Below are 14096 nucleotides of genomic sequence, written 5' to 3'. Positions count from 1 at the left end.
CGTGGGCGCTGGCCGCCTACCCGGCCGCCGCCCGACACCATCGAACCCCTTTGATGTTGCCGAACCCCTATCGATATTGCCGTATTTCGGGAGGGGTTCGGCAACGCGGGAGGGGTTCGGCGGGTGCAGGCGGGCGCGGCGGTGCAGGCGGGCACAGCAGACTAGCCGAAGGCGAGCGTGGCCACCAGCCAGAGGCCCGCTACCGCGACCACGACACTCGCGGTGAAGCCGGCGATCGCGCCGCGCCCAAAGCGACGGTTGGCGCGCTCGGTTGATCGCAAATTCGAACGGTCGGCACCGGGCGCGGCCGGGCGAGATTCCGGGGGTGCACCGAATCGTGAGTCGGTATCGGACGACTCCGCGGCTCTGCGTCCCGATCGGGTTGAGGTCAGCACCGGCAGCGCCGGGGTCACCCCGCGGCGCGGCAGCGCGTGGTCGGGGGCCGGAGTCGGCGCTTCCGGGACCCGGTACTTCGCGTCCAATGGCGACTTAAACATGCGCGCCGCGATCTCGGGTGGGAGTTCAAGTGGCGCGGGTTCGGCAATCGGCGGTGCCGGATTTCGGGACATTCCCGACGGTGCATTCGGTGCCAACGGCGTGGCTGGAGTCGACGGTGTCGGTGCAGCCGCCGTATCCGCTCCGCGCGGTCGACGGGGCGTCACGATGGTGTGCTCGACGGAGACGGGCGCCGGAGCCGTCGCGGGCGCGGGAGCCGGAGCGGGCGCAGGCGCAGGCGCAGGAGTCACCACAGTCTCGTCAGCAGGCACAGCCCGCGGAGTCACCACAGTCTCGTCAACCGGCACAGCGCGCGGCGTCACGATCGTCTCATCAATCGGCGCAGCTCGCGGCGTCACCACAGTCTCATCAACCGGCACGACCCGCGGAGTGACGATGGTCTCATCCACGGGAACGATGGGCTCAGGCGCATCCGCACCAGGCGAGCCAGCACCGGACGTACCCACCTCCTCGCGTGGATCAGTCATCGCGCTCGCCTCGGCACCGTGGCGGTGATCGTGAGGTCCTCTTCGTTCGCGCTCTCCGCCAGCGATCCCGACGCGGAATCTACCCCGACGTGCCAGGCCGCCCCACCTGAGAGCACGTCGACCACCACCACCGTGATGTTGTCGTGGCCTCCGGCCTCGTTCGCGCGCTGCACAAGCTCTTCGACGACCGCCTCGGGCTGACCGCCCATGGTGAGGGCGGCGCGCAGCTCTTGATCTTCGACCTCGGTCGTGAGCCCGTCCGAGCAGATGAGCAGTCGCGATCCATCTTCGACGGGGAGCAGCCAGCTGTCGGCCGTCGTGTCGGCGGAGCCGAGCGCCCGCGTGATCACGTTGCGACCGGGCAGGGCATCGAGGTGTGCACCCCCGGCAATCATCTCGTCCCGCAATGAGTGGTCGATAGTGACCTGGTGCAGCTCAGCACCTCGGTGCAGATAGACCCGAGAGTCACCAACGTTGAGCACGAGCCAGCACACCTGGTCTTCGTGCTGCACGAGCACGGCCCCCGTCAGTGTGCAGCCGGCACCGCGCACACGGTTCGCCGCCACCCGGCCCACGGCCTCGCGGGCGGCTTCGAGCGCGATCCCGACATCTCGCACCGTCGATACCTCGCCGGGGCGAATCACCGAAGCGAAGGCCTCGATGGCCGCACGGCTCGCCTCATCACCGGCCTCGTGCCCGCCCATCCCGTCGGCGACGAGGTAGCTCGGGTACTCCGCCAGCGCCGCATCTTCGTTCACCTCCCGCAGCATGCCGGGGTCAGTGCGCAGCGCAGCGCTTACCTCCGGGGCCAATCCGATTCGCATTATCGTCCTCCTGCGGTCACGCGTCTCACCAGACGCTTGACCCGTTGATTTCGTACCCTCGGCAGGAGCGAGCGAAGTGAATACCGCGCTCGCAGCCGCCCCCAAAAACCAAGCTCGGCGCGCCGCGCCGCGAGCTCGTCGTCCACCATCGTCCACAGCTGCTCGGCGTCTGCGTCAGCTATGCCCTCGTGAGCGTACACCGCGCGATCGACTGTCCACGCGATCCACGTGCCCGACGGCACACTCAATTGCTCCATCACATCGCGCCTGCTCGACTGCGCCGATGCGACGCGCCCGGTGTCGGCGAACCCGTCGATCAGCTCATCCCATGCCCCGAGTGCGCGTTCCTCCGGGGCCACCGCCGCGCGGCGGCGATTGCGTCGCATTCGCTTCGCGACGGGCAAAAAGAGCAGCGGCAGAGCGAGCAGCACGAGCGTGAGTAGCGACAGCCCGACAGCTCGCAAAATCGGCCAGAGTGCCGCGAACGAGTCGCGCTCTGGCGCCTCCGCCGGATCCCCAGAGTCGCCGCTCGTACCCGACGGCGGGTCGGCCTGGCTTGCGTCGTGTTCCTCGGGAACGGTCGGGAACTCGGGTAGCTGCTCGCCGCGCTCAAGCGTCGTCGGCGGAATCGCCAGCTGCGGGCTCGCATCGACGGCTGCCCACGCTCCGCCATCACCGCGGACTTCAATCCAAGCTGCGAGATTTTCGCCGGTGCACACATCGGTGCAGGCGGGGATCCCCGGCACTCCGGCGTCGTCCCCCTCGCCTAGACGCACCCCCAGCACGACCCGGGAATCGAATCCCATCGCCCGCGCGATGAGCGCTGCGGCGGCCGCAAACTGCTCGTCATCGCCGATACCGGCAACGAGCGCCGTGTCTTTCGCCTTCGCTCCGGCGGCACGCTCCTTCTCGTTGAGCTGCGTAAACAGCGCCTCGATTCGCGCGACCGAGTGTCCGCCCGAGCTCGGCATGAACTTGGTGCCGTATTCCTCGGACGCGGCCTTCAGCCAATCGCGTTCGCCCTCGCCGTCGGTGAGCGAATGACTGAGGTAGCCACGATCCCTCAGGCGCTGGATCGCCTCGAGTAGCCCGTCCATCGTCGAAGGCAGCTTCTGAGTCTGCAACCACAGGTCGAGCTGCGGCATGCGCTCGAGATCGATCAGCGAGGACTCCTGCACCGGGTCACCCGCGGGCGCCTCGTCGTCGACGCCGTTCATCGTGGCCGTGTAGCTATCGCCCGGGCGAACACCCGACCCGCTCGGCACCGCGATTGCCGCCCAGCTTTCTCGGTTGACGTAGAACGCGTCACCCAGGGCGCCGGATCGCGCGCCGTCGAACGTGGGCGGCGCTGCAAGCGGCGGCGCGAGCGGCAACCAAATGCCGCGGTAGCCCTCGTCGATCTCGACGGTCACGTCGACGGGCTCGGGCACTGGCTCTCCGCTCGGGAAACGGGTAAAGCGGCCCTCGGCACCCTCGTCCACAAAGAAGTCCACGCCGTCATAACCGTCGAGCACGGCCATGCGCAGACGCGCGGGCGGAACCCCGTCGGCCCGCACCGAGAACATCGGTTCACTGTATGTATCGTCGCGCTTCGATGCGCGGTACCCCGCGAGAGGGCTCGTCTGTTCACGGACGATGAGTTGCGGGTCCACCCGGTCTCGGGGCACCTGCCGGTCGGCACTCGCGAGTGGCGCGACGGCAGCCCCGATACCGAGCGCAATGACGACGGTGAGCGCTGCCGTAATGCCGCGTATCGCTGCGTTGCGGCGCACTCCCCCTGCACCCTCGGCTGGCTGCGTCGAACGCCCCAGGCGAAGCGCAGCACGCCGTCCCATGCCCGACGACCACGCGACCCACGCGGCGCCGACGATGCAGACGACGCCCCAGAGCGCGAGTTCGCGCGGAGCCTCGACCGTGAGCGGACCGAGCTGCATGGGAGCGCTCACCTCGGAAGCGCCAAAAATGACGCCGAACGCTACGGGCGCGAGCGCGGGCACGGCCGCGAATGGGGCGACGCGCCCCCCGCGGAGCGCGAGCGCCGTGATCGCGGCGGAGGTGGCCATCGCGACTACCAGCCAGGGCACCATCACCGCCTGATAGGTGCCAATGGGCAGCGTCAGCGTGAGCAGTTGCTTCCAACCGAGTGAGACCGTAGCGAGACCGTCGATCAACCCGCCGATGAGCCCGGCAGGCCCAGTACCCAGCGCGCTCGGTACGGCGAGGGGCACAACCGCGACCACGAAGGCAGCGATGAGCAGCGCGACCGCCCCGATGCCCCACCGCATGTACCGACTCAGCCAGACGATGCCGAACGAAACCGCCCACGCAACTCCGCCAACGAGCCACACCCAGGGGGTGCGGTAGATCGGCATTGCCGAGAGCGCTCCGGCCGCGACAGCGATCGCGCTGAGCAACGCCGCACCGATGATGACGGCCGGGCTCGTGCTCGTGCGACCGCGACGTGGAATGCGCTTCGGGCGCGACTGGCGCGGGCGTTGGCGCAGAGCCGGTGGCGCGCCGCTCACGACAGGCCTCCCCGCACCATCAACTGCGGCAGGTCGCCGATCGCGCCAACCGTGAACATCGTGCAGTTATCGATGAGGTGCGCGGCGGGTTCCGCGAGCACTTCGGCCCGCACCACGAGCACGCGCACGTCGTCGGAGAATGCAGCGGCGGCGCGGCGCAGCCGCGACGGATCCGGAATCGATCCAGTCACCACCGCGACGATCGATAGCGGCCGCCGCGATTCAGCGAGGCTGCGGGTCAGGCGCTCGATCGGCAGGGCATCTTCGGCCCGCTCAAGCTCGGCCCACGCGTCGAGCAACTGCGCTGGGGTGTCCGACGGTAGCTCCTCGACGCCGTCAATGCTCGGCCGCACCCGCCCCGGCGCCCACTGCGACGCGATGAATCGCTCACGCCCCTCGCGCACGGCCTGCAGTCCGAGAGAAGCCGCGATGCTGACACCGAGCTCGAATTCGTCATCGCTCGCGTACTCATCGCGGACGGCATCGAACAGGATCGCAGCGCGCGCCGTCTGAGACTCTTCGTACTGGCGCACCATGAGCTTGCCGGTCTTCGCGGTCGACTTCCAGTGCACGTGACGCATCGCGTCGCCGCGCACGTACTCGCGCACCGCGTGGAACGAGAGGTCTGAATCGGTGAGACGGCGACTCGCAGCGCCCTCGAGGTCACGCACGAGCCCGGCCGAACCCTGCGGCAGCAACACGGTGCGCGGGTGTACGTGCACGAGGTGGCGATCGCGCCACGTGATTTCGCGGCGCACGAGACCGAGTGGGTCGCGGCGCGCGAGCGTCAGCGGACCGACCTCGATGACACCGCGCGACACCGCCGGAATCCCGATGGGCACCGAGGCCGAACCGCGCGGACCGATGAACGGGATCGGGATCTCGCGCAGCGCCTCACCGACTGGCAACTCGGCGGTCGCCGGCAGCGCCGGCCGCGCGCCCGAATTCTCCACTTCGACGCGCAACGCGACCTCGCCGCCCGCAACGACGCGCAAGCGGTCGACCGCGATGCGCACGAGGTACGCGCGTGAGCCGATCAAAAACGGCAGGCCGACGAGCAGCAGCACGCCGAAGCCGATCGCTACAAACCACGCTTCGATCCAGCCGAGTGTCGCTCCGAGAAGGACTGACAGTACCGCGACGGCGAGCACAAAATAGCCGGTCGGCGTGATCGTCTCGCGTACGCGACGCCACTGGCGACGCACGCGGCGACGATTTCGGCGCCACCAACGCCGCGCCGCGCGACGGCGGCGCGTGCTGACGCGCCCCGTGCCCTGTACTGTGTCGCCGAACCGCGTGGAGGTGCCGCCACGCGTTCCCGTCCCGGTGTTCGCAACCGGGGCGCGCGAGGTGTCGAGACTCACGCGGTGCCGTTCTCCTGCGGCGCCGAGATATCGAGCAGAATCTGACCGAGGATCTGCGCGGCCGTGACTCCCTCGAACTCCGCCTCCGGTTCGAGGATGAGTCGGTGGGTGAGAACCGGCATCGCGAGGTCGCGCACGTCATCCGGAGTGACGTAGTGGCGGCCGCTCGCAGCCGCCCAGGCCGACGCGAGGCGCACGAGCGCGAGCGCGCCACGCACGCTCGCGCCGAGGCGCACCTCGCTCGCGCGACGCGTGGCCTCGACGAGGCGTACTGCGTAGTCGGCCACGAGCGGGCTGACGTGCACGCGGCTGATGAGGTCTTGTGCCTGCGTCACCATGCCGGTGCTGATGACCGGGGCGAGCGGCTGCTGGTGCGAGCGATCGCCCTGCAGGATGCGGGTCATGGCAGCCTGATCGGGGTATCCGATCGAGGTCTTCACCATGAACCGGTCGAGCTGCGCCTCTGGCAGACGGTAAGTGCCCGCCTGTTCCACGGGATTCTGCGTCGCGATCACGAGGAATGGGCTGCCGACGTCATGGCTGGTGCCGTCGACGGTAACGCGCCCCTCCTCCATGACCTCGAGCAGCGCCGACTGGGTCTTCGGGCTGGCGCGGTTGATCTCGTCGGCAAGCACGACGTTCGCGAAGATCGGGCCCGGGTGAAACTCGAAGGCGTTGACGCGCTGATCAAACACCGTGATGCCGGTGATGTCGCCGGGCAGCAGGTCGGGGGTGAACTGCACGCGCGACGCGGTGCCCTGGATCACCTGGCCGAGGGCGCGTGCCAGTGCCGTTTTGCCGGTGCCCGGAACGTCTTCGAGCAGCACGTGGCCTCCCGCGAGGGCGCACGCGATGACGAGCTCGACGACGCGGCGTTTGCCGTGGATCGCCTGCTCAATGGCGTCCGCCGTTGTCGAGAACAGCTGCGCGACCCACTGCGCCTGATCGGGCGTGATGGCGTGGGACGAGGTCTGCGGCTGAGTGGTCATGCGGCTCCTTTGGCGGGGCTGGTTCGGCGGGGCAAGTCGGTGTGCGCGGCGCTACGGCGTCGGCGATGTGGTGGGTGGAGGCGTGGTCGGCGCACAGACCGGCACATTAATGGTGGTCGGACTCAGCGAGTACCCGCCGATCCAGGCAATCGTGATCGGCATCTGCCCGTTCACCGCGATTCCCTTTACCGGCTTTGCGGTTTGCGAGTCGACGTTGGTGTAGTCGAACATCGCTCGCATCGCGGCCTCGTCCGGCTGGGTCGTTGTGTTGTAGCAGACGTCAGCTTTCAGGGCCACGGTGACAACGTTGGGCGCGTTACGCCATTCAACGGTCGAAGCAGGCGAGCAGTCTTCATCGCCGCCTGAGCCGATGCACTGCTGCACCGTCATTCCCGGCTGAAGCGCGAACTGGTCATTCTGAGTGTTGCTGTACTTCAGCACGGTGTCGGCGTTCTTAGTGACCTCGAGCTGCGGATTGCCCTGAGTATCCTTCACGATGTCGTACACGGCTGTCGTACCTGTCACCACGGCGTCTCGGGAGATTGTGTAACGAACGTAGGGCGCTTCAAGTTCGGGCCCGACGAGGGTTTCATTCGTATTCGCAACGCTCGTGCCATAATCGCTGGTCATGCATGCCATCGCGTGATACTTGCGGTACTTTTGCAGGCCGGTGAAGTCCGGGGATGCCTGGCCGTTCTTCACGCAACTTTGGAGCTCTCGATTTGAGCGGGCGATGGTGTAGGTGGTCGACACAGCTTCACCATTGTGCGCGCCTGCGCCATCGAGCCCCACTTTCGCAGTGGTCTCACCGGTGCCTACAAGAGAAGCACTGCTCAACCGCGGCGCGCCTATCACGTAGCCATCGCCCTGGGCCGCCGCTCCCGTGCCTGAACCGCCGCCGATTTCGGGGACGTCGAACTTGGTCTGCGGGGTGACCGTGAATGAGATTGGCCCCACCGGGATGTTCTCAAACTTGCGCTCTACGGACGGACCGCTCATGGTTTCCGCTGTGTCGCGATACGTGACAGCGAATTCTTTCGTGTCGCCAGAACCCACGATGTGCAACCGCACATCTCCTCTGCCCTGATCAGTGTTGCCTGGTTTCGGCAGTGACTCCACAGTGACCTTCGGCGCCGCAGGCGCCTCGTATGCCCACGCCGTGACCGGGGTTGAAGCGGCAGAGGAGCCCACCCCGTTGACCGCGGTTGCGGTGAACTGGTGCTTGGTCCCGTTCGAAAGCCCTGTCGCGACGCACTGGAATGACGCGGTGCCGACGGCCGAACAGCTCGTCGATCCGCCCCCGGAGAGAGTAACTCCCGAGACAGCCGGATGCGCCTGACGACCTCCCGTGGTCACGGTGAAGCTCGCGCTGTCGCGCGTGTAGCCGGTCTGCTGAATGCTCGGGCGGCTCGGAATGCCCTGAGCGTCGAACTCAATCACGCCGTCACCGACGCGGCCCTGAGCGTCGACCACCGTGAATCCGACGCGGCAGGTGCCGCCCACCTCGGGGCCGCCCGGCCACGACACGGAGACGCCCGAGTCGCCGACGCGCGTGAAGCTGCCGTACGAGCATCCCGCCCCGTTGACCGAGGCGAGTTTCAGGCCGCCGCCGCTCTTGCCCGCGAAGGGATCGTGTTCGCCCCCCACGCCAACGAGCTTGGTCTGACAGTTACTGCCGACGGTGCACTGCAGCGCGACAGTCGCTCCCTGCGGCAGATCGCGGGGCGCCTGCCCCACGCGGAGTGTGAGCGGGGCACGCGACTCGCCTGCGCCGGTAATCGCAACGGAGAGCGTCTCTTGGCTGCCCGGCACCGCGTCGGCGCGCGCCTCGACCTGCAGGTTCGCGCCGTTCTGCGTGAAGGTGAACAGCGAACTGTCTCCCGATACGTCGAACTTCAACTTGGACACGTCGCCCTCGCGGCCACCCTGCCAGGTCACCATGTCGGCGAGCGCGATCTTCGCGTTCGCGCCGGGGTCAACGGTGCGAGTGAGCGCCGCGGCCTGAGCCGAGGGCTCGTCAGGCACGATCACGACGGGCACGGGCAGCGTGGTCCACGCCTTCTGCCCGACGAGTCGCGCCTGCATGAGGCACGTATCGTTCCAGGGCGCTTCACGGCCGGCCGTGTAGCGTAGCCGGTCGCTCGACACCGCCTCACACGTGGCCTGCGCGCGCCCGACAGTGAACTTGTCGCGTCTCAGCTCGACACGATCGCCCGTGCCAATGTCGACGAGGTCGCTCACCGCGATCTCTTTCTGATCGTTTTCGTCGACCTTGATCGGCTGCACATTGGGCTTCAGCGTCAACCGCAGCTCATCGAGCGGCGGCACGACCAGCAGACCGTACGATGACACTTTTTCGCCCGAAGCATCAACGCCCGACAGCTGAAACACGACCGTGTCGCCGTCTGGGTTGTACTGCCCGGAGATCTTCGATCCGCCGGCGCGGTATCCCTTGCCAGAACCCGACCACAGCGACAGCTTCAACTTCGCCACGTCGCCGGTCGCCCAGCGAACCTTGTCGGTGACCACGTCGACGCCGCCTGAGGCAAGCTCGGAACGGTCGCGTACGTTGAGCACCGTATCCGTGATCGTCGGCGCCTGCGCCCCGACGCGCTCTGAGGTCTGCACGACGATGAGGCCATCGGCGGTGCTCTTCGTCGCCGCTGATCGAATCGTGTAGCGATAGGAGACAGTGCCGAGGTCTTTGCCGGGCAGCACCGTGACCCGCCCCTCCTTCAGAGCTGACAGGTCGAGACGTTCCGCGAGCTTCTTCGCCGCGCTGCTCTTCGCCCCGCCGACCACGTTGGGCACGACCGACTCAATCGTCAGTTTGCCGTTTGCGGGGTCAATGTCGTTGTCGAGTGGGCGCACCACGGCGGCATCGCTCTTCGGAGTGAGGCGCAGGTAATCGGTCGACGCGATGATCGCGCTCGACTCCGAGGCCGGCACGACGATCACATTGAGCGTGCCGGTGGCGGAGCCGCCCTTCGCGTCGCGCACGCCGTATTTCACCTGCACGGTGCCATTCGCGGCCCCGGCCGCAGCACCCACGACGAAACCGTTGCCGTTTTCGTTGATGGTCGCCGAGACACCCGCATCGGCGTTGCCATCGACGCTCACGAGGCGCACGCGGTCGCCATCGGGGTCCACCCCCGAGAGCGGCACGCGCACCTGCGCCGAGGCTCCGGGGCTCACCCGCGCCGTTACTGCGGCCGGTTGCGGGTCGCGATTTGAGTCGGCGGGAACTACGGTGACGATGACTGAGCCAACATCTCCGGCCGCCGGATCACTAGCCCCGAACGCGGTGTAACTGATGCGATAGGTACCGGCCTGCTTGGGTGCGAGATAGCGAAGTACGCTGCCCGAGGCGAACGCGAGCTCGCCCTTCGTGCCTGATCCAACCACGTCGGGGTGCAGCACGAGCCGCTCGCCGGGGGCTGCCACATCGTTGTCGAGAACGCGGATGTCGACGACTGAGCCCGCGCGCACCGTCGCAGTGTCAGCAACCGCAATCGCGCCCGTCGAACCCGTATCTGGTACCTGGAAGACGGTGAGCTTGCCCTGAGCGCGGTTGTCGCCCTCGGCTACAGTCACATCAACAGAGCCGATTCGCCCGGCGGCTCCGTCGGCCGTGCTGCCGGCGACGCGCACCTGGGCATGATCGATGATGTCGGCCTGCAGCTCACCGTCGGCGACCTGTGCGTCGGCTACCGAGAGCGAGCGGGAATCCGCGCCGGGAATCGCGTCGAAAATCTCCACCGTCGTGTCAGTGAGCGGACGCACGAACGCGCGCAGCGCGGGGAGGGCGAGCGTCGGTCCCGCGGGAGTCGCGGTGATGCGCACTTGACCCGTGATTTCACCGCCCGTCACTGTGTCGCGCACGGTGACCGTGGCTGTCGCGCTACCGGCGTCATCGGCCTGAACCTCGACGGTGCCGGTCGCCGCCTTGGGCGTCACGCGAATCTTGCCGCTCGGATCGGTCGCGTCGAGCAGGGCGTAAGACCCCGATCCGCCGGCGACGCGCTCAAGGGGCCGCAGGGTCGCCGAGCGCCCCACCTGAACCGTGGTCGCAGTTGGGGTGAACTCGGGAGTCGCGCTCGGGTCGACGACGAGCGTGAGCTCGCGCTGAGCTTCCTCGCCGCGACCGTCGCGCGCGGTAATGCGCAGCGCGATCTCTGACGCGCCCGCGTTGGGGTCGGTGTGACGCACCGCGAGGCGACCGTCAGCGGTGATGATCGCGCGCACCGGGTCGTCTGAGCGCAAAGCCTCGACGTCCGAAAGCGTTATCACGTCGCCCTCAGGATCAACCCAGCCCTCGAGAATCGGGTACACGAGGGTTCCGCCCGGCGCGATCGCGGGCACACCCCATTCGCGCTGGCAGCCCTCGACGGGGCACCACGCCGGGGCCGTGTTGGTGTCGTCACCGACGACGGTCAGCGTGACGGTAGCCGGATCGGAAACGAGCGCACCGTCGGTGATGCGATAGGTGAACGTCGCGGTTCCGCTGGCCTTCGCCGACGGCTGCACACTCAGCGACTGGCCGTCAGGCATCAGCTGGAGCGTACCGAACGCCTCTGGGAGGCCCGCCTCGCCGAGCGAATCAGGCACGATCGTGAGCACATCACGCTTGTTCGCGTCGTAGTCGTTCAGCATGACGGGCACCGGCGCAGCTTCGCCGGCGCGAACACCGAACGCATCATCAACCGCGGTCGGCTTGACCTGCTCGGTCACGTCTTCGACGAGTACGGTGCCGCGATCTTCTTTCGGCGGGTCAGAGATCGTCCACTGTGAAAGCGGAATCAGCTCGCCGCCGGGCAGCGTCCACAGCATGCCCGTGCGCATCTCGTTGAGTACCGCACGTTTTCCGTTCGAGCGGATTACTGGCTGCAGATCGCCAGAGTCACGCGCGGAGTCGTCGATGGTGAGGGGCTTTTCGCCCTCCTTCGAGGTCCAGAGACTGCCCGACTTCTGACCGATCCAGGCCGCGTAGGCGACATCGCCCACGTATACGGGCTGCGCCGGCGTGCCGGTCGTCTCAACGACGCGTTCAGCCGTGCCCTCTGAATTCACACTCATCAGGCCGCTCGTATCGGCGATGAGTACGTTTCGACCGTCGCGTGCCCCGTCGCCCCCACTCGCCTGCAGGGTTGGCGACCCGTCGAGTTCGAGCGTCACCTTCGCGCCACCCTCGCGCCACAGCTCCCCCGACTCGGTGTCAAGCAGCGCCCACTCCCCCGCAACGAGTGCGAGTTGCGGCGTCTTGGCTTCGCCAGCGGCGGTGGGAACGTCGGCTTTGCCGCCCACATACTCGTGACTCTCGGCATCGTACTCGCGCACGGCGTCTTCCTCGGCCGAGAAGAGCGCCAGTCGCCCGCCCTCGGTGAGCGCGATCGCATTCGCCCGGTAGCCTGATCCGCCGTCGGTACTCGCTTCAGCGCCGTCAGCCGAGGCATCGCGGCCCTCCTCCGCCAGCGGGTCGACCCGTTCAAGAGAGCCCAACCGGGACTCGAGATCTGAGATCGCGCCGTCATCACTGGTGGTCGCGAACTGCGGAGCTGCCGCAGCGTCGGAGACAAGCTCCCCGAGATAGACCGCGCCCGCTTCGGTGCGCACCGCGACGAAACGCCCGGCACTGACTACCTCACGAGTGCCGTCAGGCATGCGCACGGCCGACGCTGCCTCGGCGTCGGCAGCGGAGTCGACGGCAGCTTCGGTCTCGGAGACGGTCTTCGTTGATCCGGAGCCGCTGTTCTTATCAGCGTCGTCAGTCTTCTTATCGCTGGCCACGCTGTCGCCCAGGTCAACGGGCGAGGCCGCGTCGAGGGGCCAGGCGCGGCCATTGCCGTTGGAAAGCACCGCTGCGCGATCACCAGACTGCAGCAGGCCGCTCGGGTCTGAGACCTTGCGCACGAGGTCGAGCTCGCCGGTGTCCGTATTGACCCGTGCGTACTGGCCGGCCTCGCGCGCCACCCAGACGCCCGGCTCTTCGCGCGGGGTCTCGCGTGCGTCGTACCCGTTCGCGATTACAGCGACCGTGGCGATTAGGGCGCAACTGACCGCCCCCGCGATCCACCACTGGAGCTTGCGGAAGCCCCCGCGCCCCTCCGTCAAAACCGCGCTCACCCGGCACCTCCGCTGAGTGCCCAGAAGACGCTCGCCGCGCCGCCGAGCACAACGACCGCGATGCCCGCTCCAATGAGCCCTGCGCGCCACGGCGAGGCAGGGCGGTCGAGGATCAGCCCATCGTCGTCCGTGCCGCGGCGCTGCGCGAGCATTTCAGCGCGCGCCTCCGCACGGGTGACGCGGCCGACGGTACTCACGACCGGCCCGCGGGTGCCCGCTGGAACCGATTCAGAGCGCGGCAGCCAAGCCTCGGCGACGACCTCAAGGGGCGTCACGTCGTACCCGAAACCGCGCTGCAACTCTTGCAGCGTCTCGCCGAACTGCGCCATCGACTGATACCGCTCGTGCGGGTTTTTGCGCAGCGCAGTCGAGATGACCTCGTCGAAGCGCTCGTACCCCTGCGCACCCGGAATGGCCTGATACATGGCTTTCGAGATGCGCTCAGTTAGTTTTGCACGGGAATTCTGTGCGCGGTCGGCCAGTTCGAACGGAGACCGCCCCGCGGCAAAGGAATAGAGCGTGGCGCCGAGCGACCACACTTCGGTCGCGACGCTGCCCGTGCTTTTTAGGCCAACGACCTCTGGCGCTGACCACGGAATCGACATCGCCATTTCACCGTCGAGCTCTCGCCGGCCCAGCACCTGTGCAATACCGAAGTCGGAGAGTGCCGGCCGGCCGAGCGTCGTGAGCAGCACGTTCGACGGCTTGATGTCGCGGTGCAGCACTCCGGCGCGGTGCGCGGTTTCGAGAGCGCCCGCAATTCTCACGCCGGCGTCGAGCACGTCGCGCAATCTCGCCGGCTGACCCTTCGTGAGCGCTCCCATCGAGGCCGGGCAGAATTCCATTGCGAGATACGGGTGCCCCTCAAGCGAAATGCTCGCCTGATAAATGGACACCACGGAGGGGTGGCTGCTGAGCCGCGCCATCACATCGGCTTCGCTTTCGAACACCTCGCGCAGCTCTGCGACGGCGGCCGGCCCCTTCGCGGCACCGTTCAACACCTTCACCGCAACGAGTCGTCGTGGCATGTCTTGTTCGTACAGGAACACCTGCGCGAAGCCACCCGACCCGAGCGGGCGCACGTAGCTGAAACCCGGTATCGCGGGTGCACCAACGGGTGTGCGTTCAGCCATGCGTTACTCCCCTCACGGTGCGCGGATCTCGCGCCTCACACTGGGGCGCGCCGACGATGGCGGCTCGAGAACGGAGTGTCACGTGAACATCTTAATCGAGGAGGCCGCTCTCTGATGCGTTGTTCACAGCATCGGTAACAGACACGAACGGGAAG

The 14096-nt window shown here is 67.6% G+C and carries 7 protein-coding genes; all 7 read right to left on the bottom strand.

Annotated elements, in window-relative coordinates; genetic code table 11:
• Nucleotides 1–161 precede the first annotated feature (161 nt).
• From ACFWHR_RS03480 to ACFWHR_RS03450, 7 genes are read right to left on the bottom strand one after another with little or no spacing between them, the layout of a single operon-like run.
• Complete coding sequence (locus ACFWHR_RS03480; RefSeq protein WP_382446877.1) at nt 162–983, bottom strand: hypothetical protein; 822 nt, start codon at nt 981–983, stop codon at nt 162–164.
• Nucleotides 980–1807, bottom strand: a complete 828-nt coding sequence (locus tag ACFWHR_RS03475; protein WP_382446876.1) for a PP2C family protein-serine/threonine phosphatase — start codon at nt 1805–1807, stop codon at nt 980–982. Before ACFWHR_RS03475 ends, ACFWHR_RS03480 begins: the two co-directional genes overlap by 4 nt.
• Nucleotides 1807–4332 carry a DUF3488 domain-containing protein gene (locus ACFWHR_RS03470; protein WP_382446875.1) on the bottom strand — a complete coding sequence of 842 codons (2526 nt, stop codon included), beginning with the start codon at nt 4330–4332 and terminating at the stop codon, nt 1807–1809. The genes ACFWHR_RS03475 and ACFWHR_RS03470 overlap by 1 nt, the downstream gene beginning before the upstream one ends.
• Nucleotides 4329–5696, bottom strand: a complete 1368-nt coding sequence (locus ACFWHR_RS03465; protein WP_382446874.1) for a DUF58 domain-containing protein — start codon at nt 5694–5696, stop codon at nt 4329–4331. The genes ACFWHR_RS03470 and ACFWHR_RS03465 overlap by 4 nt, the downstream gene beginning before the upstream one ends.
• A complete protein-coding gene (locus tag ACFWHR_RS03460) occupies nt 5693–6685 on the bottom strand; it encodes an AAA family ATPase (RefSeq protein ID WP_382446873.1) in 993 nt (330 codons plus the stop codon). The genes ACFWHR_RS03465 and ACFWHR_RS03460 overlap by 4 nt, the downstream gene beginning before the upstream one ends.
• A 51-nt stretch (nt 6686–6736) precedes the next feature.
• Complete coding sequence (locus tag ACFWHR_RS03455) at nt 6737–12808, bottom strand: Ig-like domain-containing protein (protein WP_382446872.1); 6072 nt, start codon at nt 12806–12808, stop codon at nt 6737–6739.
• A complete protein-coding gene (locus ACFWHR_RS03450; RefSeq protein ID WP_382446871.1) occupies nt 12805–13941 on the bottom strand; it encodes a serine/threonine-protein kinase in 1137 nt (378 codons plus the stop codon). The genes ACFWHR_RS03455 and ACFWHR_RS03450 overlap by 4 nt, the downstream gene beginning before the upstream one ends.
• Between the last annotated feature and the right edge of the window lie 155 nt (nt 13942–14096).

The organism is Leucobacter sp. NPDC058333, assembly GCF_042726155.1.
In the GTDB taxonomy this organism is placed as follows: Bacteria; Actinomycetota; Actinomycetes; order Actinomycetales; family Microbacteriaceae; genus Leucobacter.
This window is presented reverse-complemented; position numbering and strand designations above follow the sequence as displayed.

Coding starts and splice junctions, on each gene's coding strand:
- ACFWHR_RS03480 (WP_382446877.1), bottom strand. CDS start 983: ATGACTGATCCACGCGAGGAGGTGGGTACGTCCGGTGCTGGCTCGCCT.
- ACFWHR_RS03475 (WP_382446876.1), bottom strand. CDS start 1,807: ATGCGAATCGGATTGGCCCCGGAGGTAAGCGCTGCGCTGCGCACTGAC.
- ACFWHR_RS03460 (WP_382446873.1), bottom strand. CDS start 6,685: ATGACCACTCAGCCGCAGACCTCGTCCCACGCCATCACGCCCGATCAG.
- ACFWHR_RS03450 (WP_382446871.1), bottom strand. CDS start 13,941: ATGGCTGAACGCACACCCGTTGGTGCACCCGCGATACCGGGTTTCAGC.